This is a genomic window from Salmonella sp. WC3, assembly GCF_042932255.1.
GTDB lineage: Bacteria > Pseudomonadota > Gammaproteobacteria > Enterobacterales > Enterobacteriaceae > Salmonella > Salmonella enterica.
Genome location: NZ_CP170629.1, coordinates 1126470 through 1146531, shown reverse-complemented (window position 1 = coordinate 1146531; position 20062 = coordinate 1126470). Strand labels below are relative to the sequence as shown.

The window sequence follows — 20062 nt, the reverse complement described above, 5'->3', positions numbered from 1 at the left end:
TTATCTGGCCTGGAGGCAACGTATAACACGTCACGAATACTTCTTCGTGCGCTGCGTTGGGGCCGTATTCGCCGGATCGTCCGGCCAGACATGTTTGGGGTAACGGCCCTTCATCTCTTTTTGCACTTCGCGATACGCCCCCTGCCAGAAAGCGCTTAAATCGCGCGTAATCTGTAGCGGTCGCTGCGCTGGCGAAAGCAGTTCCAGCACCAGCGGCACGCGGCCCTGAGCGATGGTTGGGGTCTTCGCTTCGCCAAACATTTCCTGCATTCTGACCGCCAGCGCGGGCGAGTTATCTTCATGATAACGAATCGTTATTCGGCTTCCCGTCGGCACAGTGTAATGCCCAGGCAGTTCACTATCCAGACGTTGCAACATGGCATAGTCAAGCAGTCCCCGTAACGCCTGAGTCACATTCAGAGATTTCAGACTCCGTAACGACTGTACGCCTGTCATGTGCGGCAGCAACCAATTTTCCAGAGTCGCCAGCAGCGACGCCTCATCCACGGCAGGCCAGTCATATTCCGGCAGCCATTTCGCCGCACAGTGCAGACGCAGACGGAACTGCTCCGCTTCCGGCGTCCAGTTAAGGACGGACAGACCTTTATCGCGGATGCCGTTCAGCATCGCCTGATGAAGCTCCTCTTCAGACGGCTTCGCCAGTGGCTGAACGCTAACCGTCAACTGTCCAATACGCATTCTGCGCCATGCTTTCAACGTTCCCTGCGCCTCGTCCCATTCAACCGTGTCGGACTGGCGCAGTAAATCAGGACACGCCTGAATCAGCGAGGCAATATCCAGCGGCTGCGCCAACAATATTCGGGCGTCCGGCGAGGCGCTACCTTGCAGTAACAGCGGCGCGATCAGCCATTCATGACGTCCCAACGCGTCATCCGCATCTAACATCGCGCCCATACCATTGGCTAACTGATAGCGCCCTTCCTGACCACGACGCCGCGCGATGCGGTCGCTAAACGCTCTGGCCAACAGCGGCATAATAAGCGCGCTATCCGGCTCGCCATTACGCACCTGCAGCCGTTTTAAAAGCTGCTGGCTACGCTGCTGCCAGCCCGGCTGTCGCCGCGAAAATACTACGCTTAAATCCGCACCGCCGCCGCGCGGCGGGTCCTCAAGGATGGCCGCGAGCATGGCGGCAGTGGCGGCGCTATCGCCCTCGCCAGCGTTGACTAACATCGCCGCCAGGCGCGGATCGTTACCTGTTGCCGCCATTTTCCGGCCCCGCGCGCTTAACCGCTCGCCCTCCAGCGCGCCTAACATCAATAATAAACAGCGGGCGGCCTGAAGATTCACCTCCGGCGGCCTGTCCAGCCAGAAAAGCGATGCCGGATCGTGACATCCCCACTGCAACACCTCCATCAATAAACCGGAAAGGTCGCTGTGTAAGATTTCCGGATCGCTTTGCGCCGCCGCCCGCTCCGCCTGTTCTTTGGCCAGCAGATGTAAACAGATACCCGGCGCCAGTCGTCCGGCGCGCCCCGCGCGCTGCGTCATTGATGCCTGACTGATACGCTGCGTAACCAGCCGCGTCAGTCCCGTTCGCGCGTCAAATCGCGCCACGCGCTCCTGAGCGCTATCGACGACCAGACGAATCCCTTCAATCGTCAAACTGGTTTCGGCAATGTTAGTCGCCAATACCACTTTACGCATCCCGGCGGGTGCGGGAACAATCGCTTTGCGTTGCGCTTCCAGAGACAATGCGCCATACAGCGGACAAAGCAGGACATCGCTGCCTACCCGCGACGCCAGATGTTCATGAACGCGCTGTATTTCGCCTACGCCGGGTAAAAATAGCAGCAGCGAACCGTTTTCATTGCGCAACAGTTCCGCTGTCGCCATCGCGACGGCTTCATCAAAACGCAAATGCGTCGCGAGCGGCTGATAACATCGCTCCACCGGGAACGCGCGCCCCTCCGAGACGATCGTCGGCGCATCAGGCAGTCGCTGACAAAGCCTGTCGTTATCCAGCGTCGCAGACATGATTAACAGCCTGAGATCGTCACGGAGCCCTTGCTGGATATCCAGCAACAGCGCTAACGCTAAATCCGCCTGTAAACTGCGCTCATGAAATTCATCCAGTATCACCAGCCCCACGCCGCGTAATTCGGGATCGCGCTGAATCATTCTGGTCAATACGCCTTCGGTCACCACTTCCAGCCGGGTACGCGGCCCCACGCAGCTTTGCGCGCGCATCCGGTAACCTACCGTTTCGCCAGGCTTTTCATTCAACGCTTCCGCCAGACGCTGCGCGACATTACGCGCCGCCAGACGACGCGGTTCAAGCAGGAGGATTTTTCCAGCAACCGGCCCCTGTTGCAGGAGTTGCAACGGCAGCCAGGTGGATTTCCCCGCCCCGGTAGGCGCGGACAACAAAACCTGCGGCGCGGTTTTTAGGGCTGTCAACAATTCAGGCAATACGGCGGCAACGGGCAATGACGTCACAAACGGCTCCACGGGGTTAACTTTCTTTGCGCCGCATTGTAGCATCGTGTTAATCCATAACCGAGTATCCCTATGTCTGAGCCAAAACGGCTGTTTTTTGCGATTGACTTACCCGACGACGCGCGCGCGCAAATTATCGCCTGGCGCGCCGCCCATTTTGCGTCTGAAGACGGACGCCCCGTCGCAGCGGCGAACCTACACCTGACGCTGGCCTTTTTAGGCGACGTCAGTAGCGATAAGCAGCGCGCGCTTGCGCAACTGGCCGGACGAATTCGCCAGCCGGGCTTTACGCTACATCTGGATGACGCCGGTCAGTGGCTGCGTTCGCGCGTGGTGTGGCTGGGGATGCGCCAGCCGCCGCGCGGGTTGTTGCAGTTGGCTAATATGCTGCGCGCGCAGGCCGCCCGCAGCGGTTGTTACCAAAGCCCGCAGCCTTTTCACCCGCATATTACGCTGCTGCGCGACGCCAGCCATACGGTGGCTATCCCGCCGCCGGGCTTTTGCTGGTCATTTCCAGTCACGTCGTTTGCGCTTTACGCCTCTTCGTATGGGCAAGGCCGTACCCGCTATGCCGAGCTGCAGCGCTGGACGCTGGGCGAATAATAATGAAGGAATGTCGATGCTATTCTCACCCCCTTTACAACGCGCTACGCTGATTCAGCGCTATAAACGTTTTTTAGCCGATGTGATCACCCCTGACGGTACAACGCTTACGCTGCACTGTCCTAATACCGGCGCGATGACCGGCTGCGCCACGCCTGGCGATACCGTCTGGTATTCGACATCAGAAAATACTAAACGCAAATATCCGCATACCTGGGAATTGACTGAAACGCAATCCGGCGCATTCATTTGCGTGAATACGCTGCGGGCGAACCAGCTAACGAAAGAAGCAATTCAGGAGAATCGCCTGCCGGCGCTGGCGGGGTACAATATTCTGAAAAGTGAAGTCAAATATGGCGCCGAGCGCAGCCGTATAGATTTTATGTTACAGGCAGATTTCCGCCCGGACTGCTATATTGAAGTGAAATCGGTCACGTTAGCGGAAAAAGAAAACGGTTATTTTCCCGACGCCATCACCGAACGAGGGCAAAAACATCTTCGGGAATTGATGGGCGTTGCGGCGGCAGGTCATCGCGCAGTGGTGGTGTTCGCGGTGCTGCACTCCGCCATTACACGTTTTTCACCCGCACGTCATATCGATATAAAATACGCGCAGCTATTGAGCGAGGCTCAGAATAAAGGCGTGGAAGTTTTAGCTTATAAAGCAGAACTTTCAGCCCAAAAAATGGAACTGAACGAACCAGTACCCATAACGTTGTAGTGGAATAACAGCCTGATTATTAAGTATTCTGGCCGCGTGCGTAAATACGCTTTTCCTCACAGGGTTGTCAAGTGTTACGTTTAGATAATTGCTATCCGGAAAAGCATCTGCTATTTATAGCGACCTGATTTTCCCCCGAACATGGGGATCGATAGTGCGTGTTAAGGAGAAGCAACATGCAAGAAGGGCAAAACCGTAAAACATCGTCCCTGAGTATTCTCGCCATCGCTGGGGTGGAGCCGTACCAGGAGAAACCGGGCGAAGAGTATATGAACGAAGCCCAGCTATCGCACTTCAAGCGTATTCTTGAAGCATGGCGTAATCAACTCCGGGATGAAGTCGATCGCACTGTGACGCACATGCAGGACGAAGCCGCCAACTTCCCCGATCCGGTCGATCGCGCCGCGCAGGAAGAGGAGTTTAGCCTGGAGTTACGTAATCGTGACCGTGAGCGCAAACTGATCAAAAAGATCGAGAAGACGCTGAAGAAAGTGGAAGATGAAGACTTCGGTTATTGCGAGTCCTGCGGGGTGGAGATTGGTATCCGCCGCCTGGAAGCGCGTCCAACAGCCGATCTGTGCATCGACTGCAAAACGCTGGCTGAAATTCGCGAAAAACAGATGGCGGGTTAATCCCGTTCGTTTCTACCCTATTTATGACAGGCGGGAGTTTTCCCGCCTTATTCTTTATTGCCCGCAGCATGACTGACTCACACTATATTGGCCGTTTCGCGCCGTCGCCATCCGGCGAACTGCATTTCGGCTCGTTAATCGCCGCCCTCGGCAGCTATCTACAAGCCCGTGCGCAACGCGGAATTTGGCGCGTTCGCATCGAGGATATCGACCCCCCACGTGAAGTTCCCGGTGCCGCAGCGACCATTCTGCGCCAGCTGGAACATTACGGCCTGCACTGGGATGGCGAGGTCTTATGGCAATCACAGCGTCATGAGGCTTATCGCGAGGCGCTGGCCTGGCTTCACGAGCAGGGACTGAGCTACTACTGCACTTGCCCCCGCTCGCGCATTCAGCGTCTGGGCGGTATTTACGACGGCCATTGTCGGACGTTATGCCACGGGCCGGAGAATGCCGCCGTCAGAATTAAACAGCAGCATCCGGTGATGCATTTCCATGATGCCTTGCGCGGCGACATCCAGGCTGACCCACAGCTGGCGAGCGAAGATTTTATTATCCACCGCCGCGACGGACTGTTTGCTTATAATCTGGCCGTGGTGGTCGACGATCATTTTCAGGGGGTGACGGAGATCGTCCGCGGCGCAGATTTAATCGAACCCACTGTCCGACAACTTTCGCTGTATAAACAGTTTGGCTGGCGTGCGCCAGGCTACGTGCACCTTCCGCTGGCGCTCAACGAACAAGGCGCTAAACTTTCCAAGCAAAATCATGCCCCTGCGCTTGCGACAGGCGATCCGCGCCCGGTACTGGTCCAGGCATTGCGCTTTTTAGGCCAACGCGACGTCGTAGCGTGGCAGGAGATGTCTGTTGAGGAGTTGCTGCGCTTTGCAGTGGCGCACTGGAGGCTTACAGCCGTACCCACATCGGCTAATGTAAATCCGGCATTCTCAAATGCGTCTCGCTGAGCTATGATTAGCCGCTATTTTTGCTCATCGTCTTTCGCATTGCTGCGGCGTTAATGATGCTTACAGCCCAGGTCGCGTTGCTCTCTTACGCCCGTCTGCCGTAATGCGAAAGACATAGAGTAAGTTGATCTTATTAATGTATGACACTACCGAGGTGCGCTATTTTTACCCGAGTCGCTAATTTTTGCCGTAAGGTGTTAAGCCGCGAGGAGAGCGAGGCAGAACAAGCCGTCGCCCGTCCATATATGACGATTATCCCGCGTGAACAGCACGCTATCTCCCGCAAAGATATCAGTGAAAATGCCCTCAAGGTACTGTACAGGCTGAACAAAGCGGGCTATGAAGCCTACCTGGTCGGCGGCGGCGTCCGCGATCTCCTGCTCGGCAAAAAGCCGAAGGATTTCGACGTGACTACCAACGCAACACCGGATCAGGTACGGAAATTATTCCGCAATTGCCGTCTGGTGGGACGTCGTTTCCGCCTGGCTCACGTGATGTTTGGCCCGGAAATTATCGAAGTGGCAACGTTTCGTGGTCATCATGAAGGCAGTGAAAGCGACCGTACGACCTCCCAGCGTGGGCAAAACGGTATGCTGCTGCGCGACAACATCTTCGGCTCTATCGAAGAAGATGCCCAGCGCCGCGATTTCACCATCAACAGCCTTTACTACAGCGTGGCGGATTTTACCGTGCGCGATTACGTCGGCGGGATGCAGGATCTGCAAGAAGGCGTGATTCGCCTGATCGGCAATCCGGAAACGCGCTACCGCGAAGATCCGGTTCGAATGCTGCGCGCCGTGCGTTTCGCTGCGAAGCTCAATATGCGTATCAGCCCTGAAACGGCTGAGCCAATCCCGCGTCTGGCAACCTTGCTAAACGACATTCCTCCCGCGCGCCTGTTCGAAGAGTCGCTGAAGCTGTTGCAGGCGGGGAACGGTTACGAAACCTATCAACAACTGCGGGAATACCACCTCTTCCAGCCGTTGTTTCCTACCATTACGCGTTATTTCACCGAAAACGGCGACAGCGCAATGGAACGCATCATTGCGCAGGTGTTGAAGAATACGGATAACCGCATCCGTAACGAGATGCGCGTTAATCCGGCATTTTTGTTTGCCGCCATGTTCTGGTATCCGCTGCTGGAGATGGCGCAAAAAATCGCTCAGGAGAGCGGTCTGGCCTATTACGACGCTTTCGCGCTGGCCATGAATGATGTGCTGGATGAGGCCTGCCGTTCACTGGCGATCCCGAAACGCCTTACCACGCTTACCCGTGATATTTGGCAGCTTCAGTTACGCATGTCCCGTCGTCAGGGCAAACGCGCCTGGAAGCTGATGGAACATCCCAAATTCCGCGCCGCGTTTGATTTGCTGGAGCTGCGCGCTCAGGTGGAAAATAATACTGAACTGCAACGTCTGGCGCAGTGGTGGGCCGAGTTTCAGGCTTCCGCGCCGCCAGAACAAAAAGGGATGCTCAACGAGCTGGACGACGATCCTGCTCCACGCCGCCGCCGTTCACGTCCGCGCAAACGCGCGCCGCGCCGCGAGGGCTCCGTATGACGATCGCGTATATCGCGCTTGGCAGTAATCTGGCCTCTCCGCTGGAGCAGGTCAATGCCGCCCTGAAGGCTATCGCCGACATTCCCGATAGCCGTATCGTCACGGTGTCTTCGTTTTACCGCACGCCGCCGCTTGGTCCACAGGATCAGCCGGACTACCTGAACGCCGCGGTGGCGCTGGATACCGCCCTCGCCCCCGAAGAATTGCTTAACCATACCCAGCGCATTGAGCTGCAACAGGGCCGGGTGCGCAAGGCCGAACGCTGGGGGCCACGCACGCTGGATCTCGACATTATGCTGTTTGGCGATGAAGTCATTAACACCGACCGTCTGACCGTGCCGCACTACGACATGAAAAACCGCGGTTTTATGCTGTGGCCGTTATTCGAAATCGCTCCTGATCTGATCTTTCCGGATGGTATCAGCCTGCATCAGCATCTCACCCATCTTGGTGCTGCAAAACCCGCCCACTGGTAAAACATCGCCTCCCCTTTAGCGTTTACTGCTTTAGCGCCAAACGATTGCTTAAATCAATTGCCCCCCTGAATATGACTGTTAGAATGCCGGGAAATATAACTTTTACCATCAGGAAACGTTATGAAACCCACCACTATTTCACTGCTGCAGAAATGCAAGCAAGAGAAAAAACGCTTCGCGACAATTACCGCCTACGACTACAGCTTCGCTAAGTTATTTGCCGACGAAGGTATCAATGTGATGCTGGTTGGCGACTCACTGGGCATGACGATTCAGGGGCACGACTCCACCCTGCCGGTCACCGTGGAAGATATCGCTTACCACACTCGTGCCGTGCGACGTGGCGCGCCCAACTGTCTATTGCTCTCCGACCTGCCGTTTATGGCTTACGCCACCCCGGAACAGGCATGTGAAAACGCGGCTATCGTGATGCGTGCGGGGGCCAATATGGTCAAAATTGAAGGCGGCGCCTGGCTGGTTGATACGGTGAAAATGCTCACCGAACGTGCCGTGCCGGTTTGTGGTCATCTGGGGTTAACGCCCCAGTCGGTGAATATCTTCGGCGGCTATAAAATTCAGGGCCGTGGAGATGCAGGACAAGTGCTGCTGGATGACGCGCTGGCTTTAGAAGCCGCTGGCGCTCAACTGCTGGTGCTGGAGTGCGTGCCGGTTGAGCTGGCGAAGCGCGTCACGGAAGCGCTGTCGATTCCGGTGATCGGCATCGGCGCGGGCAACGTCACCGACGGTCAGATCCTGGTGATGCACGATGCGTTTGGCATCACCGGCGGCCATATTCCCAAATTCGCGAAAAATTTCCTTGCTGAAGCAGGCGACATGCGCGCCGCCGTACAGCAGTATATGGCTGAAGTGGAGTCCGGCGTTTATCCGGGCGAAGAACACAGCTTTCACTAATTTTTCTGACCGTGCCGGATGGCGACGCGACGCGTCTTATCCGGCCTACAGATCCTCAACGGATGTAGGCCTGATAAGCGCAACGCCATCGGGCAGGATCATCAAGCAACTCAAGGAGTTTTGTTGTGCTAATCATTGAAACCCTGCCGCTGCTGCGCCAGCATATTCGTCGTCTGCGTCAGGAAGGTAAACGCGTCGCACTGGTTCCCACCATGGGCAACCTGCACGACGGCCATATGAGGCTGGTCGATGAGGCAAAAGCCCGGGCTGATGTGGTGATCGTCAGCATTTTCGTCAATCCGATGCAGTTTGATCGGCCGGACGATCTGGTGCGTTATCCGCGCACGCTGCAGGAAGATTGTGAAAAGCTGAACAAACGCAAAGTCGATTATGTCTTTGCGCCAGCCGTTGAGGAAATCTACCCACAGGGGCTGGAAGGCCAGACGTACGTTGATGTTCCCGGCCTCTCCACCATGCTGGAAGGCGCCAGCCGTCCGGGCCACTTCCGCGGCGTCTCGACTATCGTCAGCAAGCTGTTCAACCTGATCCAGCCGGATATCGCCTGCTTTGGCGAGAAGGATTTCCAGCAACTGGCGCTGATCCGCAAAATGGTGGCGGATATGAGTTATGACATTGAGATCGTCGGCGTGCCGATTATTCGCGCTAAAGACGGTCTGGCGCTCAGCTCACGTAACGCTTATCTGACCGCAGAGCAGCGCAAAATTGCGCCGGGTCTATACAACGTGATGAATAGCATCGCTGAAAAACTGATTGCGGGTAATCGTGAGCTGCAAGAGATTATTGCCATTGCCGAACAGGAACTGAATGAAAAAGGCTTCCGTGCCGACGACATTCAAATCCGTGATGCCGACACGCTGCAGGAGCTGACGGAAACCAGCAAACGCGCAGTGATTCTGGCCGCCGCCTGGCTGGGTCAGGCGCGTCTGATCGATAATCAAAGCGTTACATTAGCCCAGTAGACAGGAGTTAAAAATCGGGCAATACTGCCTGAGAATTTCCAAAGCAGGCCACAAGCGCCTGCTTAGCCAAGGTAAACGACAGGGTAAAGAAGTTATGATTCGCACCATGCTGCAAGGCAAGCTCCACCGCGTAAAAGTCACGCAGGCGGACCTGCACTACGAAGGTTCTTGTGCCATTGACCAGGATTTCCTTGATGCCTCCGGTATTCTGGAAAACGAAGCGATTGATATCTGGAACGTGACCAATGGGAAACGTTTCTCAACCTATGCGATTGCGGCTGAACGCGGCTCCAGAATCATCTCGGTGAACGGTGCGGCGGCGCACTGTGCTGAAGTTGGCGACATTGTGATTATCGCCAGCTTCGTCACCATGTCTGATGAAGAAGCGCGTACATGGCGTCCGAAAGTGGCCTATTTTGAAGGCGACAACGAAATGAAGCGCACCGCGAAAGCTATTCCGGTACAGGTTGCCTGATAGTCCTTATCCCTGCGGCTGGTTGCTGATCAGCCGCGACATCGTTTCCAGCGAATCCGTGCGTAAAATATACAGCCTTTTGAGCAGCATCGGATTATCTCCCGGCTTCACCTTCCCTCTCACCGTGGTGACCGCCAGATGGAAACCGGCGTCTTTTGCTGCTTTGATCGCGGTCGCGTTATAGCCGCCAAAGGGATAAGAAAGATAAAATACGTGCGGAGTAAACTGTGTGAGCGCCCTCCGCGAACGTTCAAAATCAAACAGAATATTATGGTAGCTGCGGCTATATAAAATCGGGCGGCGATGCCCGTCTACCCGGTGTAAAAAATGGGTATGCGACTGAAAATCAAAAACATCGCTTATCTTGCGCAATTCGGACACGCTCATAAATTGCAGCGACCTGGGATTCCATTTTTGCGGATGGCGCTTAATACGCGATGAGATAATAAATGCCGTCGCTTTCATATCGTACTGCTTTAATACCGGATACGCATAGCGACTCACCGATTTAAGGCCATCATCAAAGGTGATAGCCACCGCGCGCGCCGGGAAATTCGCGCGGTTATAGATGTAATCCTCCAGTTGGTACATCGTCAACGTGGCATAGCCGCGATCGCGAAGCCAGGTCATTTGGTTGCTGAATGCCCGAACCGAAGTCGTGGTGGACGTATGGCGAAAACGAGTATTCTCTTCATCACGTAAGATATGATGATAGGTCAAAATCGGAATGCCGTTGTCTTCCTGCGCATCCATGGCGCTGACATAAGCCAGCCTGTCGCCAATACGGATCTGATACCAAGTTTGATGTAGCCGGCCTTTCAGCTTGCTAATAATGGGGTAACGCAAATTATCCACCAATACGCCAAACGGGGCGCTACTGATGTCCGGCGCGTTATACACCGGCGTGTCCTTCCAGGTCACCAGATTCTGATTGCTGAGCGGCTTGTTAAGATCGCCCAGGCCATCTTCCACTTTTTGTTTTCCCTGCACGGATTCCAGATGGCCTTTATCGATAAAGCCCACACCGAAGCCGAATTTAAAGGCATAATAATCAGCCGCAACAGGCGTTACGGAAAGAATTTGTCCGGCGCGGATATTCCCTACGGTCACCATTTTGTCGCCAATCTGCGACCAGATGGCGGCATCTTTCGTCGTTTGCATATAACGAGCGGGCAAGGCAGCCAACACATTACCGGCGAAAAAGAACAGCAAGATAAGAACAACGCGCATAACCATATATCATAACCGAGGCGAAAAAACGCCGTCATTGTAGCAAAAGCGTCGTCAATGGTATTGATCAAAACTCATACGAATCATGCAGCAATACAAAAGGCGGATTTTTCTGCTGCTGATGCCAGAGACTGGTGACATCCGGCGCGCCAAGCGCGACAATCTGGTCGCGAAATGCTGAACTGCTCATTGACTCTCGCCAGGTAATCATTTCCTCCATCAATGAATAGCTAACGCCGGAAATAACTTCACATTGAGAATGTTTATGGCTCATCAGCGACGCTACACGATAAGGCGCCGCGCCGGAAATGTCGGTTAAAAATATCACGCCTTCACCGGAGTCGGTGGCATGGAGGGCGTCACACATCACGCGGCTGAGCATATTTACGCTTAACCCACGCCAGAAATTGACCGCCCGACACTGCGCCAACGGCCCATACTTCTTTTCAAGACCTTCGAGCATTTCCTGCGCCCGATCGTCATGACAGGAAATGACCCATCCCAGCATAACTTCTCCTCCATTGAGCTCCAATCCTGCATGATGTCAGCATGTTTTTTTGGCCGACAACACACTATGACCACGATCATTTTTTATTCAAAAAAATTTGCATTATTTTTAAAATTGTTAGCAGCCTTCATAGAATCTGGCCCATTAAAGGGTAATCACGGCGATTCAATTAAACAAACACTCACCAAAATAATTGATTAAATATATATTATAAATATTTCATATTTATGTATTCTGAATTTTTCTTCGCGCCGTAAAAATCATCGGACATTATATTTACTCATTCGGGAATAAAAAGAACAATAACTTTCCACACTATAGATATTGTTACTATGTCAATATTTATAATATCTTAAAGGATCAAAGATAATGAAACTCTCCTTAAAAACACTCACTGTGGCACTGGCCGCCATCACCCTCTCCCCCGCCGCGCTGGCAGACACCGCCAAAGACGGCACCGTACATATCACCGGCCTCATTAAGCAAAACGCCTGTACGGTAAAAACGGATTCAGTAGAGGTGACATTACAGGAAGAATTTGCCTCTCTTTTCACTGCCGCAGGGCAGACGGCAGGGGATACAGACTTCACCATCGAACTCGAAAACTGCGACGCAAACGTCTACAGCAGTGTACAGGCGCGCTTTGAAGGCACACTCGACGGAACCGATGCGACCATCCTGAAAAATGAGGATGATGCTGAGAATATTGGCGTGCAAATTCTTGATAAAACTAGCACCCCTATGACCTTTAACGATCTTCAGGCATGGTCTGCCGCAGTCGCGCTCCCTACAGCAGAGGGGGTGACGGAACTCTCAATGCCTTTCACCGCCCGCTATATCGCCACCGCGGTTCCCGTTAAGTCGGGAACGGTCGATGCAACCGCAACATTCTATCTGCAATATAACTGATCCTGGTGGCCAGCGTCGGCTGGCCCCTTTGTTTATTGAGGTCATCAATGAATTCATTGGCTAAAGCAGGATTGCTTTGTTGCCTGTTGTGCGGTTCGCTGGCGCATGCCGCAGGGATAAACATCGGCACAACGCGGGTTATTTTTCACGGCGATGCCAAAGATGCGTCCATATCGATAAGCAATAGCGACAACGTTCCCTATTTAATTCAGTCCTGGGCGCAATCGATCAGTGAAACCGGGGCGAGCGGTGATGCACCGTTTATGGTCACCCCGCCGCTTTTTCGCCTTAATGGCGGGCAAAAAAACGTACTGCGAATTATCCGTACCGGCGGTAATTTGCCGGAAGATCGCGAGTCGATGTACTGGCTGGATATTAAATCGATTCCCAGCAGCAATCCGGACAATAAACACAACACGCTCATGCTGGCCGTTAAAGCGGAATTTAAGCTGATTTACCGGCCAAAAGCGTTAACCCAAAAACCAGAAGAGGTTGCCGATCGATTAACGTGGTCGCGTCAGGGTCGCACGCTCACCGTGAAGAACCCCACGCCCTATTATATGAACTTCGCCACCCTTTCCGTTGGCAGTCAAAAAGTGAAAGCCCCGCGCTATGTGGCGCCTTTCGGCAACGCGCAGTACACGCTGCCTGCCGCCGCCAGCGGCCCGATCGCCTGGTCTATCATCAACGATTTTGGCGGTACTGGCCCCGAACATAAACAAACGCCTTGAGAAGAGTGACAGGGATGAGAGTGCCGATGCGCAAAAGGCAACACCGGGTATTTTATTTATCGCGCTGCGCTGTGTGTATCGCGCTGGGCAGCACGTTCACACACGTTGCATGGGCGCGCGACTATTTCAATCCGGCATTTATTGAAAACCATGGGCAGGCGAATCGCACAAGCGTCGATCTGTCGACATTTGATAACGACAAAAGCCAGCTGCCTGGTACCTATTACGTCACTATCAATATCAATAAAACAGAAATCGGCGCACGAAACGTTGATTTTCAACTCGCGACGCTCAGTGACGGTCAACAGGCATTACAGGGCTGTTTACGGCTCCAGGAACTAAAAGATAACGGCGTCAAAACCGACCTTTTTCCAACGCTGGAGAGTGAAAAAGGCTGCGTCGATCTCAGCGTTATCCCCGGCGCCAGCCAGCGGTTTGACTTTCAGCAACAGGCATTATCAGTAAGCATCCCGCAACTCTACATCGCCAACAACGCACGCGGCTACGTACCGCCGGAAAAGTGGCAGGAGGGGATTACCGCGCTGATGCTGAACTACAGCTTCAGCGGCTATAAAGAGTACGGTTCCAGTGAGGATTCCGACGATGCGGAATCGAAGTATCTCGCTCTCCAGCCGGGTTTTAACCTCGGGCCGTGGCGTTTTCGCAACTACAGTAACTGGAGTTCAAATAACGGCGAGAGCGGTAGCTGGAACAGCGTTTATAACTATTTACAGCGCGACATTATCGCGCTGAAAAGCCAGTTCACCGCCGGAGACAGCAATACGCCATCCGACGTGTTCGACAGCGTACCTTTTCGCGGCCTCCAGCTCACCTCTGACGATCAAATGCAGCCCAACAGCCAGCGTGGTTACGCCCCGACGATTCGCGGCATCGCCCGCTCAAACGCGCAGGTTATCGTGCGGCAAAACGGCTATATCGCCTATCAGACCGCCGTTTCGCCGGGCGAATTTGAAATCAACGATATGTTTCCCACCGGCAGCAACGGCGACTATGACGTGACGGTAAAAGAAGCCGACGGCAGCGAACAGCATTTTATCGTGCCCTACTCTTCGCTGCCGATTCTGCAGCGCACCGGACGGGCAAAATACAGCGTGACCGTGGGTAAATATCGCGATTATAACAACCACGCGCTGGACGACTTCGGCCAGGCGACCCTGCTGTACGGCCTGCCGTGGGGCATCACCCTGTACGGCGGCAGCCAGATTGCCGGCGATAAATACCAGTCCGTCGCCTTCGGCGTCGGGCAAAATATGCAGATGCTGGGGGCCATTTCCCTGGACGGCATCTGGTCGCACGCCAAATTTGACGATGGCCGCAAAGAAATCGGGCAATCCTGGCGCGTCCGCTACAGCAAGGGCGTCGTCAGTACGGGCACCACGTTTTCGCTGGCCGGCTATCGTTACGCCAGCGAAAACTACAATTCGCTGAGCGAGGTGATCAACCCGGACGACGATTTTTATGATAACTACGGCAAGCGCCATAATCGTTTCGAAGCTTCGGTCAACCAGCAAATTAGCAATACGCTCGGTTCCTTAACGCTAAGTTGGGTCAAAGAAGATTACTGGCACAGCGCGCAGCAGATGGAATCCCTGAGCGCCAGCTACAACAATAGCTGGGGTCCGGTGAGCTATACGCTGAGCTACAGCTATAACAAAAACACCTACCAGTACCGTTCGGACAATGACGATGATGACAACGACGACGATCGTTATAACCAGAACGATCGGCTGTTCACGCTGTCGCTGCACGTTCCGTTTACGGTGTTCGATTCCAGGCTATACGCCAGCTATATGCTGAACACGCGTAAGCACGATGCCACGGTGAACAGCACCACCCTTAGCGGCACCGCGCTGCGTGACAGAAACCTGAACTGGTCGTTACAGCAAAGCCACAGCACACAAGACGGTGATTCCGGCGGGGTAAACGCCAGCTATAAAGGCACTTATGCCAACCTCAACGCCGGTTACAATCAGTCGCCAGATAGCCAACAAGTCAGCTACGGCATCAGCGGCGGCATTCTGGCGCACGAAAACGGTATTACCCTGAGCCAGCCGATTACCGGCGCGGCGATTTTAATTAAAGCGCCCGGCGCCAGCGGCGTTTCGGTTGAAAACCAGACCGGCGTCGCCACCGACTTCCGGGGTTATACGGTGATCCCCAACGTCACGCCGTATTATCGCTACGATATCTCGCTCGACAGCAGCACGTTTGCTGACAACGTGGATATTCCGCTCAACAACCAGACCGTCTACCCGACGCGTAATGCGGTGGTGCGCGCGGCGTATGACACGCATAAGGGCTATCGCGTGTTGTTAACGCTGACGCGCAGCAATGGCGAGCCCGTGCCCTTTGGCGCGACGGCAAGCGTCGATGGGCAGGATGCGAACCTGGCCAGTATCGTCGGCGATAAAGGCCAGGTCTTCCTCAGCGGCCTGCCGGAAGAGGGCCTGCTGCTGGTGAACTGGGGAAGCGCCTCTTGTCGCGCGGATTACCACCTGGATATCAGCAAAAATATGAACGGCATAGTGATGGCGAACGCCGTCTGCCAGTGAGGAACACAATGAAGAATTTATGGATGCTGCTGGCGCTGTCGCTATTTTCAGGCCATGCGCTGGCAGACGGAACGATGGGCAACGGAAGCGGCTGGTGTCAACCCACCAGCGGCACGCATAATTTCTTTTTTCCCCTTGACCAGACCATTACCGATACGGATGAGAACCAGGCAGGGAAAATAGTCAAAGAGAGTTGGTCGGTCGGCGGCGAATACAGCGCCAGGTGCGACTGCGATAATAAAGATTATCAGGGCGTTAACTATTTCACCGCCACGACCGGCGATTTAACACAAAAAGGAACGTACAGCGAAGCGGGTAGCAATGGGCAACAGATGGATTTTTATGTTCTGGTCGCGGGTAAGCTGGAGATTGGTACGGAAACCTACATCGTCGGTAACCTGAAACAGTATATCCCCGTTCCCTTTTCAGCGATCAGTAATCAGGACCCCACCGCAGGCGGGTGTACGGGCGCGGACATAAACAAAATGTCCGCAGGGAATAAGGGTAACGTGCGTATTTATATTACTCACCCACTGGTAGGTGAAATCACCATTCCTGAGACGACGATTATGAATCTCTATTTGTCAAAAACGCCGGGCAGCAGCGGAGATAATATTCCCCCTTCCGTTCCACCGATGGCGCACGTCACCATGTCCGGGACCATTACCGTGCCGCAGTCCTGCTCCATCAACGCCGGGCAGGTTATCGAGGTCAGGCTACCGGATATTGAGGGCAAAGATATTCGTCACCTCGGCGACAGTCCGCAGAACTCGCACGTCACCACTCAGGTAAACTTTACCTGTAGCAACGTGGCGGACGGCACCAACCTGTCAATGTCATTAAATGGCGCAACCGATCCGCACAACCCGGACTACCTGAAAACCGACAATGAGAATTTGGGGATACGGATTTCCGATAAATACGATAATACCATCGTTCCCGGCGGCAGCGCCGAATTGCCGATTGAAGATTACACTGACGGTAGAGGCAGCACCGAGTTCACCGCCGCGCCGGTCAATACCACCGGACATGTTCCCCACACCGGAGAATACCAGGCCACCGCCACGCTGGAGATTCAGATTCGCTGAGAGAAGCGTTGGGTTTCGACAAGCCTCACCTACCGACCCGTAACCCATTGATATTACGGACCCGTAGATGGGGTGAAGCGAAGTGCAACCCAACGCCCCATCTCCCCAGTCAGCGCTTAACTGCGCAACCCGCGCCCGCGCTGGATCAGCGACCAACACAGCAGATAGAAAGCAGCGATAAAGATCACCAGTACGCCAAACGTCGTCACCAGCGGCACATCATGGATACCCAGAAAACCATAACGGAAACCGCTGATCATGTAGACGATCGGGTTCAGGTGCGACAGCCCTTGCCAGAACGGCGGCAGCAGCGTCAGCGAGTAAAATACCCCGCCGAGGTAGGTCAGCGGCGTCAGCACAAAGGTCGGGATCAGACTGATATCGTCAAAGGTTTTCGCAAACACGGCGTTCAGCAGTCCGGCCAGCGAGAACAGAATCGCGGTCAGAATCAGCGTTAGCGCGACAAATACCCAGGAATGCACCTGGAAAGGCACGAAAAAGAGCGAAATCGCCGTCACCAGAATCCCTACGCATAGCCCGCGCGCTACGCCGCCGCCGACAAATCCGGCGATGATCACGTGCGTTGGCACCGGCGCGACCAGCAGTTCCTCAATATTGCGCTGAAACTTGGCGCTAAAAAATGACGACGCGACATTCGCGTAGGAGTTAGTAATGACCGCCATCATAATCAGGCCCGGCACAATAAATTGCATATAGCTAAAACCATGCATTTCGCCGATGCGCGAACCAATCAGGTTACCGAAAATAATAAAATAGAGCGTCATGGTGATGACAGGCGGCACCAGCGTTTGCACCCAGATCCGCATAAAGCGGTGGATCTCTTTCGCCCAGATGCTTTTAAGGGCAACCCAGTAAAGCTGCATCATGCGCGATCTCCTTGTTTTTCATGCACCAGCGACACAAACAGTTCTTCCAGACGGTTGGCTTTATTACGCATACTTAATACCTGAACCCCCTGCTCACTCAGTTGGCTAAAGACACTGTTAACCCCCTGCTCGCGTAACACTTCCACCTCCAGAGTCGAGGTATCCACCAGACGATATTGATAACCCGTAAGCTTAGGTAGCGGGCTTTTTGGCGCTAAATCCAGAATAAACGTCTCCGATTTCAGCTTTGAAAGCAGATTTTTCATGGAGGTATTTTCCACCAGCTCGCCGTGCTGAATAATACCGATATTGCGGCACAGCATTTCCGCCTCTTCCAGATAGTGGGTGGTGAGAATAATGGTGGTGCCTTTGGCGTTTAAGTCTTTCAGGAATCCCCACATCGAGCGACGCAATTCGATATCGACGCCCGCCGTCGGCTCATCGAGAATCAATAGTTTAGGCTCATGCATCAGCGCGCGGGCGATCATCAGGAGGCGCTTCATCCCACCGGAGAGCATCCGCGCGCGTTCATGACGTTTTTCCCACAGATCGAGCTGTTTTAAATACTTTTCGCTACGTAAAACCGCCTCTTTATGTTCCACGCCGTAATAACCCGCCTGATTCACTACGATCTGTTGCACCGTTTCAAACGGGTTAAAGTTAAACTCCTGTGGCACCAGTCCAAGCTGTCGCTTGGCGTTAACCACGTCTTTTTCCAGGTCGTAACCAAAAACGTTAACGCGCCCGGACGTTTTATTAACCAATGAGCTGATAATACCGATGGTGGTCGATTTCCCTGCTCCATTTGGCCCCAGAAGCGCGTAAAAATCCCCCGCTTCGACCTGCAAATCTATGCCGCGCAACGCCTGAACGCCGCCGGGATAGGTTTTTTTAAGTTGTTGAAGTTCCAGCGCAATGGTCATAAATTCTCACTTACTTTACGTTCTTACACTTTATATATGGTTTAAATAATTACGGAGTTGCCCTATATTAGCCCAACGCACTTATTTGGTTACAGGTCGTTAACTTCCATGAAAGACATAGATACACTCATCAGCAACAATGCACTATGGTCAAAAATGCTGGTGGAAGAGGACCCCGGATTTTTTGAGAAACTGGCGCAAGCGCAAAAACCGCGCTTTCTATGGATTGGATGTTCCGACAGCCGCGTTCCCGCAGAGCGTTTAACCGGGCTTGAACCGGGCGAATTGTTTGTTCACCGTAATGTGGCTAACTTGGTTATTCACACCGATCTGAACTGTCTCTCCGTGGTTCAGTATGCGGTAGATGTTCTGGAAGTTGAGCATATTATCATTTGCGGCCACTCCGGTTGCGGCGGTATCAAGGCTGCGGTAGAAAACCCTGAGCTGGGCTTGATTAATAACTGGCTGCTGCATATCCGCGACATCTGGCTTAAACATAGCTCGCTGTTGGGAAAAATGCCCGAAGAGCAACGTCTGGACGCGCTCTATGAATTGAACGTCATGGAACAGGTCTATAACCTGGGGCATTCCACCATTATGCAGTCAGCGTGGAAACGCGGTCAGAATGTGACCATTCACGGCTGGGCGTACAGTATCAATGATGGCCTGCTGCGCGATCTTGACGTCACCGCCACCAACAGAGAAACGCTGGAGAACGGCTATCATAAGGGTATTTCCGCCCTAAGTCTGAAATACATTCCCCACCAATAAGCCATTAGCTATAGGCCGGATAAGTCGCTTTAGCGACGCCATCCGGCATTTCTGCGCTTACTCGTCCAGCACCACCACTTTACCAACATACGGTAGATGGCGATAACGCTGAGCGTAGTCGATACCGTAACCGACTACAAATTCGTCCGGAATCGAAAAGCCAACGAACTCAACCGGCACGTCCACTTCGCGGCGAGAAGGTTTATCCAGCAGCGTACAAATCGCCAGCGATTTCGGCTCGCGCAGGCCCAGGATTTCACGGACCTTCGACAGCGTATTACCGGAATCAATAATGTCTTCGACAATCAGCACGTCTTTACCACGAATATCTTCATCCAGATCTTTGAGGATTTTCACGTCGCGAGTGGTGGACATGCCGCTACCATAACTGGAGGCGGTCATAAAATCGACTTCATGAGGAACCTGGACTTCACGGCACAGGTCCGCCATAAACATAAATGAGCCACGCAACAGACCTACCAGCACCATTTCACTGCCGCTGTCTTTATAACGTTCGGTAATCTGACGACCCAGCTCGGCAATACGTGCTTTGATCTCCGCTTCGGGGATCATGACTTCAACAGTATGTTTCATATTTATAACCATATGATTTAAAAACAAATCACTCAATGCCGGTGACTAATAACGCCGCATTGACG

At 53.7% G+C, this 20062-nt stretch carries 20 protein-coding genes; 14 read left to right on the top strand and 6 right to left on the bottom strand.

The genetic code is table 11. The features are described 5' to 3' along the window. Positions 1 to 30 precede the first annotated feature (30 nt). Positions 31 to 2460: an ATP-dependent helicase HrpB gene (hrpB, locus tag ACFK9X_RS05380; RefSeq protein WP_191964517.1), complete on the bottom strand. Its 2430-nt coding sequence runs from the start codon at positions 2458 to 2460 to the stop codon at positions 31 to 33. A 72-nt stretch (positions 2461 to 2532) separates the two neighbouring features. Here hrpB and thpR point away from each other — a divergent pair, with 72 nt between their 5' ends. From thpR to panD, 9 genes are all read left to right on the top strand, one after another. Continuing rightward, a complete protein-coding gene (gene thpR, locus ACFK9X_RS05375) occupies positions 2533 to 3063 on the top strand; it encodes an RNA 2',3'-cyclic phosphodiesterase (protein ID WP_001294178.1) in 531 nt (176 codons plus the stop codon). 16 nt (positions 3064 to 3079) lie between these two features. Then, positions 3080 to 3784 carry a DNA/RNA nuclease SfsA gene (sfsA, locus tag ACFK9X_RS05370; protein WP_000899412.1) on the top strand — a complete coding sequence of 235 codons (705 nt, stop codon included), beginning with the start codon at positions 3080 to 3082 and terminating at the stop codon, positions 3782 to 3784. Positions 3785 to 3960: 176 nt separating this feature from the next. Continuing rightward, a complete protein-coding gene (dksA, locus tag ACFK9X_RS05365; RefSeq protein WP_001155232.1) occupies positions 3961 to 4416 on the top strand; it encodes an RNA polymerase-binding protein DksA in 456 nt (151 codons plus the stop codon). 68 nt (positions 4417 to 4484) lie between these two features. Continuing rightward, positions 4485 to 5381 (top strand): tRNA glutamyl-Q(34) synthetase GluQRS, encoded by an 897-nt coding sequence (gluQRS, locus tag ACFK9X_RS05360; protein ID WP_000132295.1) that lies wholly within the window; start codon positions 4485 to 4487, stop codon positions 5379 to 5381. A 161-nt stretch (positions 5382 to 5542) separates the two neighbouring features. Then, a complete protein-coding gene (gene pcnB, locus ACFK9X_RS05355) occupies positions 5543 to 6940 on the top strand; it encodes a polynucleotide adenylyltransferase PcnB (RefSeq protein ID WP_225321152.1) in 1398 nt (465 codons plus the stop codon). Beyond that, positions 6937 to 7416, top strand: coding sequence for a 2-amino-4-hydroxy-6-hydroxymethyldihydropteridine diphosphokinase (gene folK, locus ACFK9X_RS05350; protein ID WP_000150777.1), 480 nt, complete (start codon positions 6937 to 6939; stop codon positions 7414 to 7416). The genes pcnB and folK overlap by 4 nt, the downstream gene beginning before the upstream one ends. 120 nt (positions 7417 to 7536) lie before the next feature. Continuing rightward, positions 7537 to 8328 carry a 3-methyl-2-oxobutanoate hydroxymethyltransferase gene (gene panB / locus ACFK9X_RS05345; RefSeq protein WP_000805487.1) on the top strand — a complete coding sequence of 264 codons (792 nt, stop codon included), beginning with the start codon at positions 7537 to 7539 and terminating at the stop codon, positions 8326 to 8328. 125 nt (positions 8329 to 8453) lie between these two features. Beyond that, the gene (panC, locus tag ACFK9X_RS05340) at positions 8454 to 9308 is read left to right on the top strand and encodes a pantoate--beta-alanine ligase (RefSeq protein ID WP_151115779.1); all 855 of its coding nucleotides are present in this window, start codon (positions 8454 to 8456) and stop codon (positions 9306 to 9308) included. 94 nt (positions 9309 to 9402) lie between these two features. Further along, positions 9403 to 9783, top strand: coding sequence for an aspartate 1-decarboxylase (panD, locus tag ACFK9X_RS05335; RefSeq protein ID WP_000621526.1), 381 nt, complete (start codon positions 9403 to 9405; stop codon positions 9781 to 9783). Between the two features lie 6 nt (positions 9784 to 9789). Here panD and ACFK9X_RS05330 read toward each other — a convergent pair whose 3' ends face one another. Both ACFK9X_RS05330 and ACFK9X_RS05325 read right to left on the bottom strand, forming a co-directional pair. Continuing rightward, the gene (locus ACFK9X_RS05330; protein ID WP_000245312.1) at positions 9790 to 11019 is read right to left on the bottom strand and encodes a polysaccharide deacetylase family protein; all 1230 of its coding nucleotides are present in this window, start codon (positions 11017 to 11019) and stop codon (positions 9790 to 9792) included. A gap of 61 nt (positions 11020 to 11080) precedes the next feature. Next, on the bottom strand, positions 11081 to 11521 hold the full coding sequence (locus ACFK9X_RS05325; RefSeq protein ID WP_151115777.1) for a PTS sugar transporter subunit IIA: 441 nt from the start codon (positions 11519 to 11521) through the stop codon (positions 11081 to 11083). 369 nt (positions 11522 to 11890) lie between these two features. On the opposite strand from ACFK9X_RS05325, the gene ACFK9X_RS05320 reads away from it, so the two are divergent. The 4 genes from ACFK9X_RS05320 to ACFK9X_RS05305 are packed head-to-tail and all read left to right on the top strand — an operon-like array spanning position 11891 to position 16822. Next, positions 11891 to 12430, top strand: coding sequence for a fimbrial protein (locus ACFK9X_RS05320; protein ID WP_000777530.1), 540 nt, complete (start codon positions 11891 to 11893; stop codon positions 12428 to 12430). 47 nt (positions 12431 to 12477) lie between these two features. Next, the gene (stiB, locus tag ACFK9X_RS05315; protein WP_001086413.1) at positions 12478 to 13161 is read left to right on the top strand and encodes a fimbrial biogenesis chaperone StiB; all 684 of its coding nucleotides are present in this window, start codon (positions 12478 to 12480) and stop codon (positions 13159 to 13161) included. Between the two features lie 26 nt (positions 13162 to 13187). Beyond that, positions 13188 to 15734 carry a fimbrial outer membrane usher protein gene (locus tag ACFK9X_RS05310; RefSeq protein WP_151115775.1) on the top strand — a complete coding sequence of 849 codons (2547 nt, stop codon included), beginning with the start codon at positions 13188 to 13190 and terminating at the stop codon, positions 15732 to 15734. 8 nt (positions 15735 to 15742) lie between these two features. Next, the gene (locus ACFK9X_RS05305; protein WP_000794043.1) at positions 15743 to 16822 is read left to right on the top strand and encodes a fimbrial protein; all 1080 of its coding nucleotides are present in this window, start codon (positions 15743 to 15745) and stop codon (positions 16820 to 16822) included. A gap of 116 nt (positions 16823 to 16938) precedes the next feature. Here the strand turns inward: ACFK9X_RS05305 and ACFK9X_RS05300 are convergent, their stop codons facing one another. Together ACFK9X_RS05300 and ACFK9X_RS05295 are read right to left on the bottom strand one after the other, a co-directional pair. Continuing rightward, positions 16939 to 17709: an ABC transporter permease gene (locus tag ACFK9X_RS05300; protein WP_000983418.1), complete on the bottom strand. Its 771-nt coding sequence runs from the start codon at positions 17707 to 17709 to the stop codon at positions 16939 to 16941. Next, the gene (locus tag ACFK9X_RS05295; RefSeq protein ID WP_151115773.1) at positions 17706 to 18632 is read right to left on the bottom strand and encodes an ABC transporter ATP-binding protein; all 927 of its coding nucleotides are present in this window, start codon (positions 18630 to 18632) and stop codon (positions 17706 to 17708) included. Before ACFK9X_RS05295 ends, ACFK9X_RS05300 begins: the two co-directional genes overlap by 4 nt. A 108-nt stretch (positions 18633 to 18740) precedes the next feature. Between ACFK9X_RS05295 and can the strand changes: the two genes are divergently transcribed. Further along, positions 18741 to 19403 carry a carbonate dehydratase gene (can, locus tag ACFK9X_RS05290; protein WP_000651591.1) on the top strand — a complete coding sequence of 221 codons (663 nt, stop codon included), beginning with the start codon at positions 18741 to 18743 and terminating at the stop codon, positions 19401 to 19403. A gap of 57 nt (positions 19404 to 19460) precedes the next feature. Here the strand turns inward: can and hpt are convergent, their stop codons facing one another. Then, the gene (hpt, locus tag ACFK9X_RS05285) at positions 19461 to 19997 is read right to left on the bottom strand and encodes a hypoxanthine phosphoribosyltransferase (RefSeq protein ID WP_000683343.1); all 537 of its coding nucleotides are present in this window, start codon (positions 19995 to 19997) and stop codon (positions 19461 to 19463) included. Between the last annotated feature and the right edge of the window lie 65 nt (positions 19998 to 20062).

What these genes read in the sequence shown, in the direction of transcription:
- thpR (WP_001294178.1), top strand. Translation starts at nt 2,533, where the DNA reads ATGTCTGAGCCAAAACGGCTGTTTTTTGCGATTGACTTACCCGACGAC.
- sfsA (WP_000899412.1), top strand. Translation starts at nt 3,080, where the DNA reads ATGCTATTCTCACCCCCTTTACAACGCGCTACGCTGATTCAGCGCTAT.
- dksA (WP_001155232.1), top strand. Translation starts at nt 3,961, where the DNA reads ATGCAAGAAGGGCAAAACCGTAAAACATCGTCCCTGAGTATTCTCGCC.
- gluQRS (WP_000132295.1), top strand. Translation starts at nt 4,485, where the DNA reads ATGACTGACTCACACTATATTGGCCGTTTCGCGCCGTCGCCATCCGGC.
- folK (WP_000150777.1), top strand. Translation starts at nt 6,937, where the DNA reads ATGACGATCGCGTATATCGCGCTTGGCAGTAATCTGGCCTCTCCGCTG.
- panB (WP_000805487.1), top strand. Translation starts at nt 7,537, where the DNA reads ATGAAACCCACCACTATTTCACTGCTGCAGAAATGCAAGCAAGAGAAA.
- panD (WP_000621526.1), top strand. Translation starts at nt 9,403, where the DNA reads ATGATTCGCACCATGCTGCAAGGCAAGCTCCACCGCGTAAAAGTCACG.
- ACFK9X_RS05330 (WP_000245312.1), bottom strand. Translation starts at nt 11,019, where the DNA reads ATGGTTATGCGCGTTGTTCTTATCTTGCTGTTCTTTTTCGCCGGTAAT.
- ACFK9X_RS05325 (WP_151115777.1), bottom strand. Translation starts at nt 11,521, where the DNA reads ATGCTGGGATGGGTCATTTCCTGTCATGACGATCGGGCGCAGGAAATG.
- ACFK9X_RS05320 (WP_000777530.1), top strand. Translation starts at nt 11,891, where the DNA reads ATGAAACTCTCCTTAAAAACACTCACTGTGGCACTGGCCGCCATCACC.
- stiB (WP_001086413.1), top strand. Translation starts at nt 12,478, where the DNA reads ATGAATTCATTGGCTAAAGCAGGATTGCTTTGTTGCCTGTTGTGCGGT.
- ACFK9X_RS05310 (WP_151115775.1), top strand. Translation starts at nt 13,188, where the DNA reads ATGCGCAAAAGGCAACACCGGGTATTTTATTTATCGCGCTGCGCTGTG.
- ACFK9X_RS05305 (WP_000794043.1), top strand. Translation starts at nt 15,743, where the DNA reads ATGAAGAATTTATGGATGCTGCTGGCGCTGTCGCTATTTTCAGGCCAT.
- ACFK9X_RS05300 (WP_000983418.1), bottom strand. Translation starts at nt 17,709, where the DNA reads ATGATGCAGCTTTACTGGGTTGCCCTTAAAAGCATCTGGGCGAAAGAG.
- ACFK9X_RS05295 (WP_151115773.1), bottom strand. Translation starts at nt 18,632, where the DNA reads ATGACCATTGCGCTGGAACTTCAACAACTTAAAAAAACCTATCCCGGC.
- can (WP_000651591.1), top strand. Translation starts at nt 18,741, where the DNA reads ATGAAAGACATAGATACACTCATCAGCAACAATGCACTATGGTCAAAA.
- hpt (WP_000683343.1), bottom strand. Translation starts at nt 19,997, where the DNA reads ATGAAACATACTGTTGAAGTCATGATCCCCGAAGCGGAGATCAAAGCA.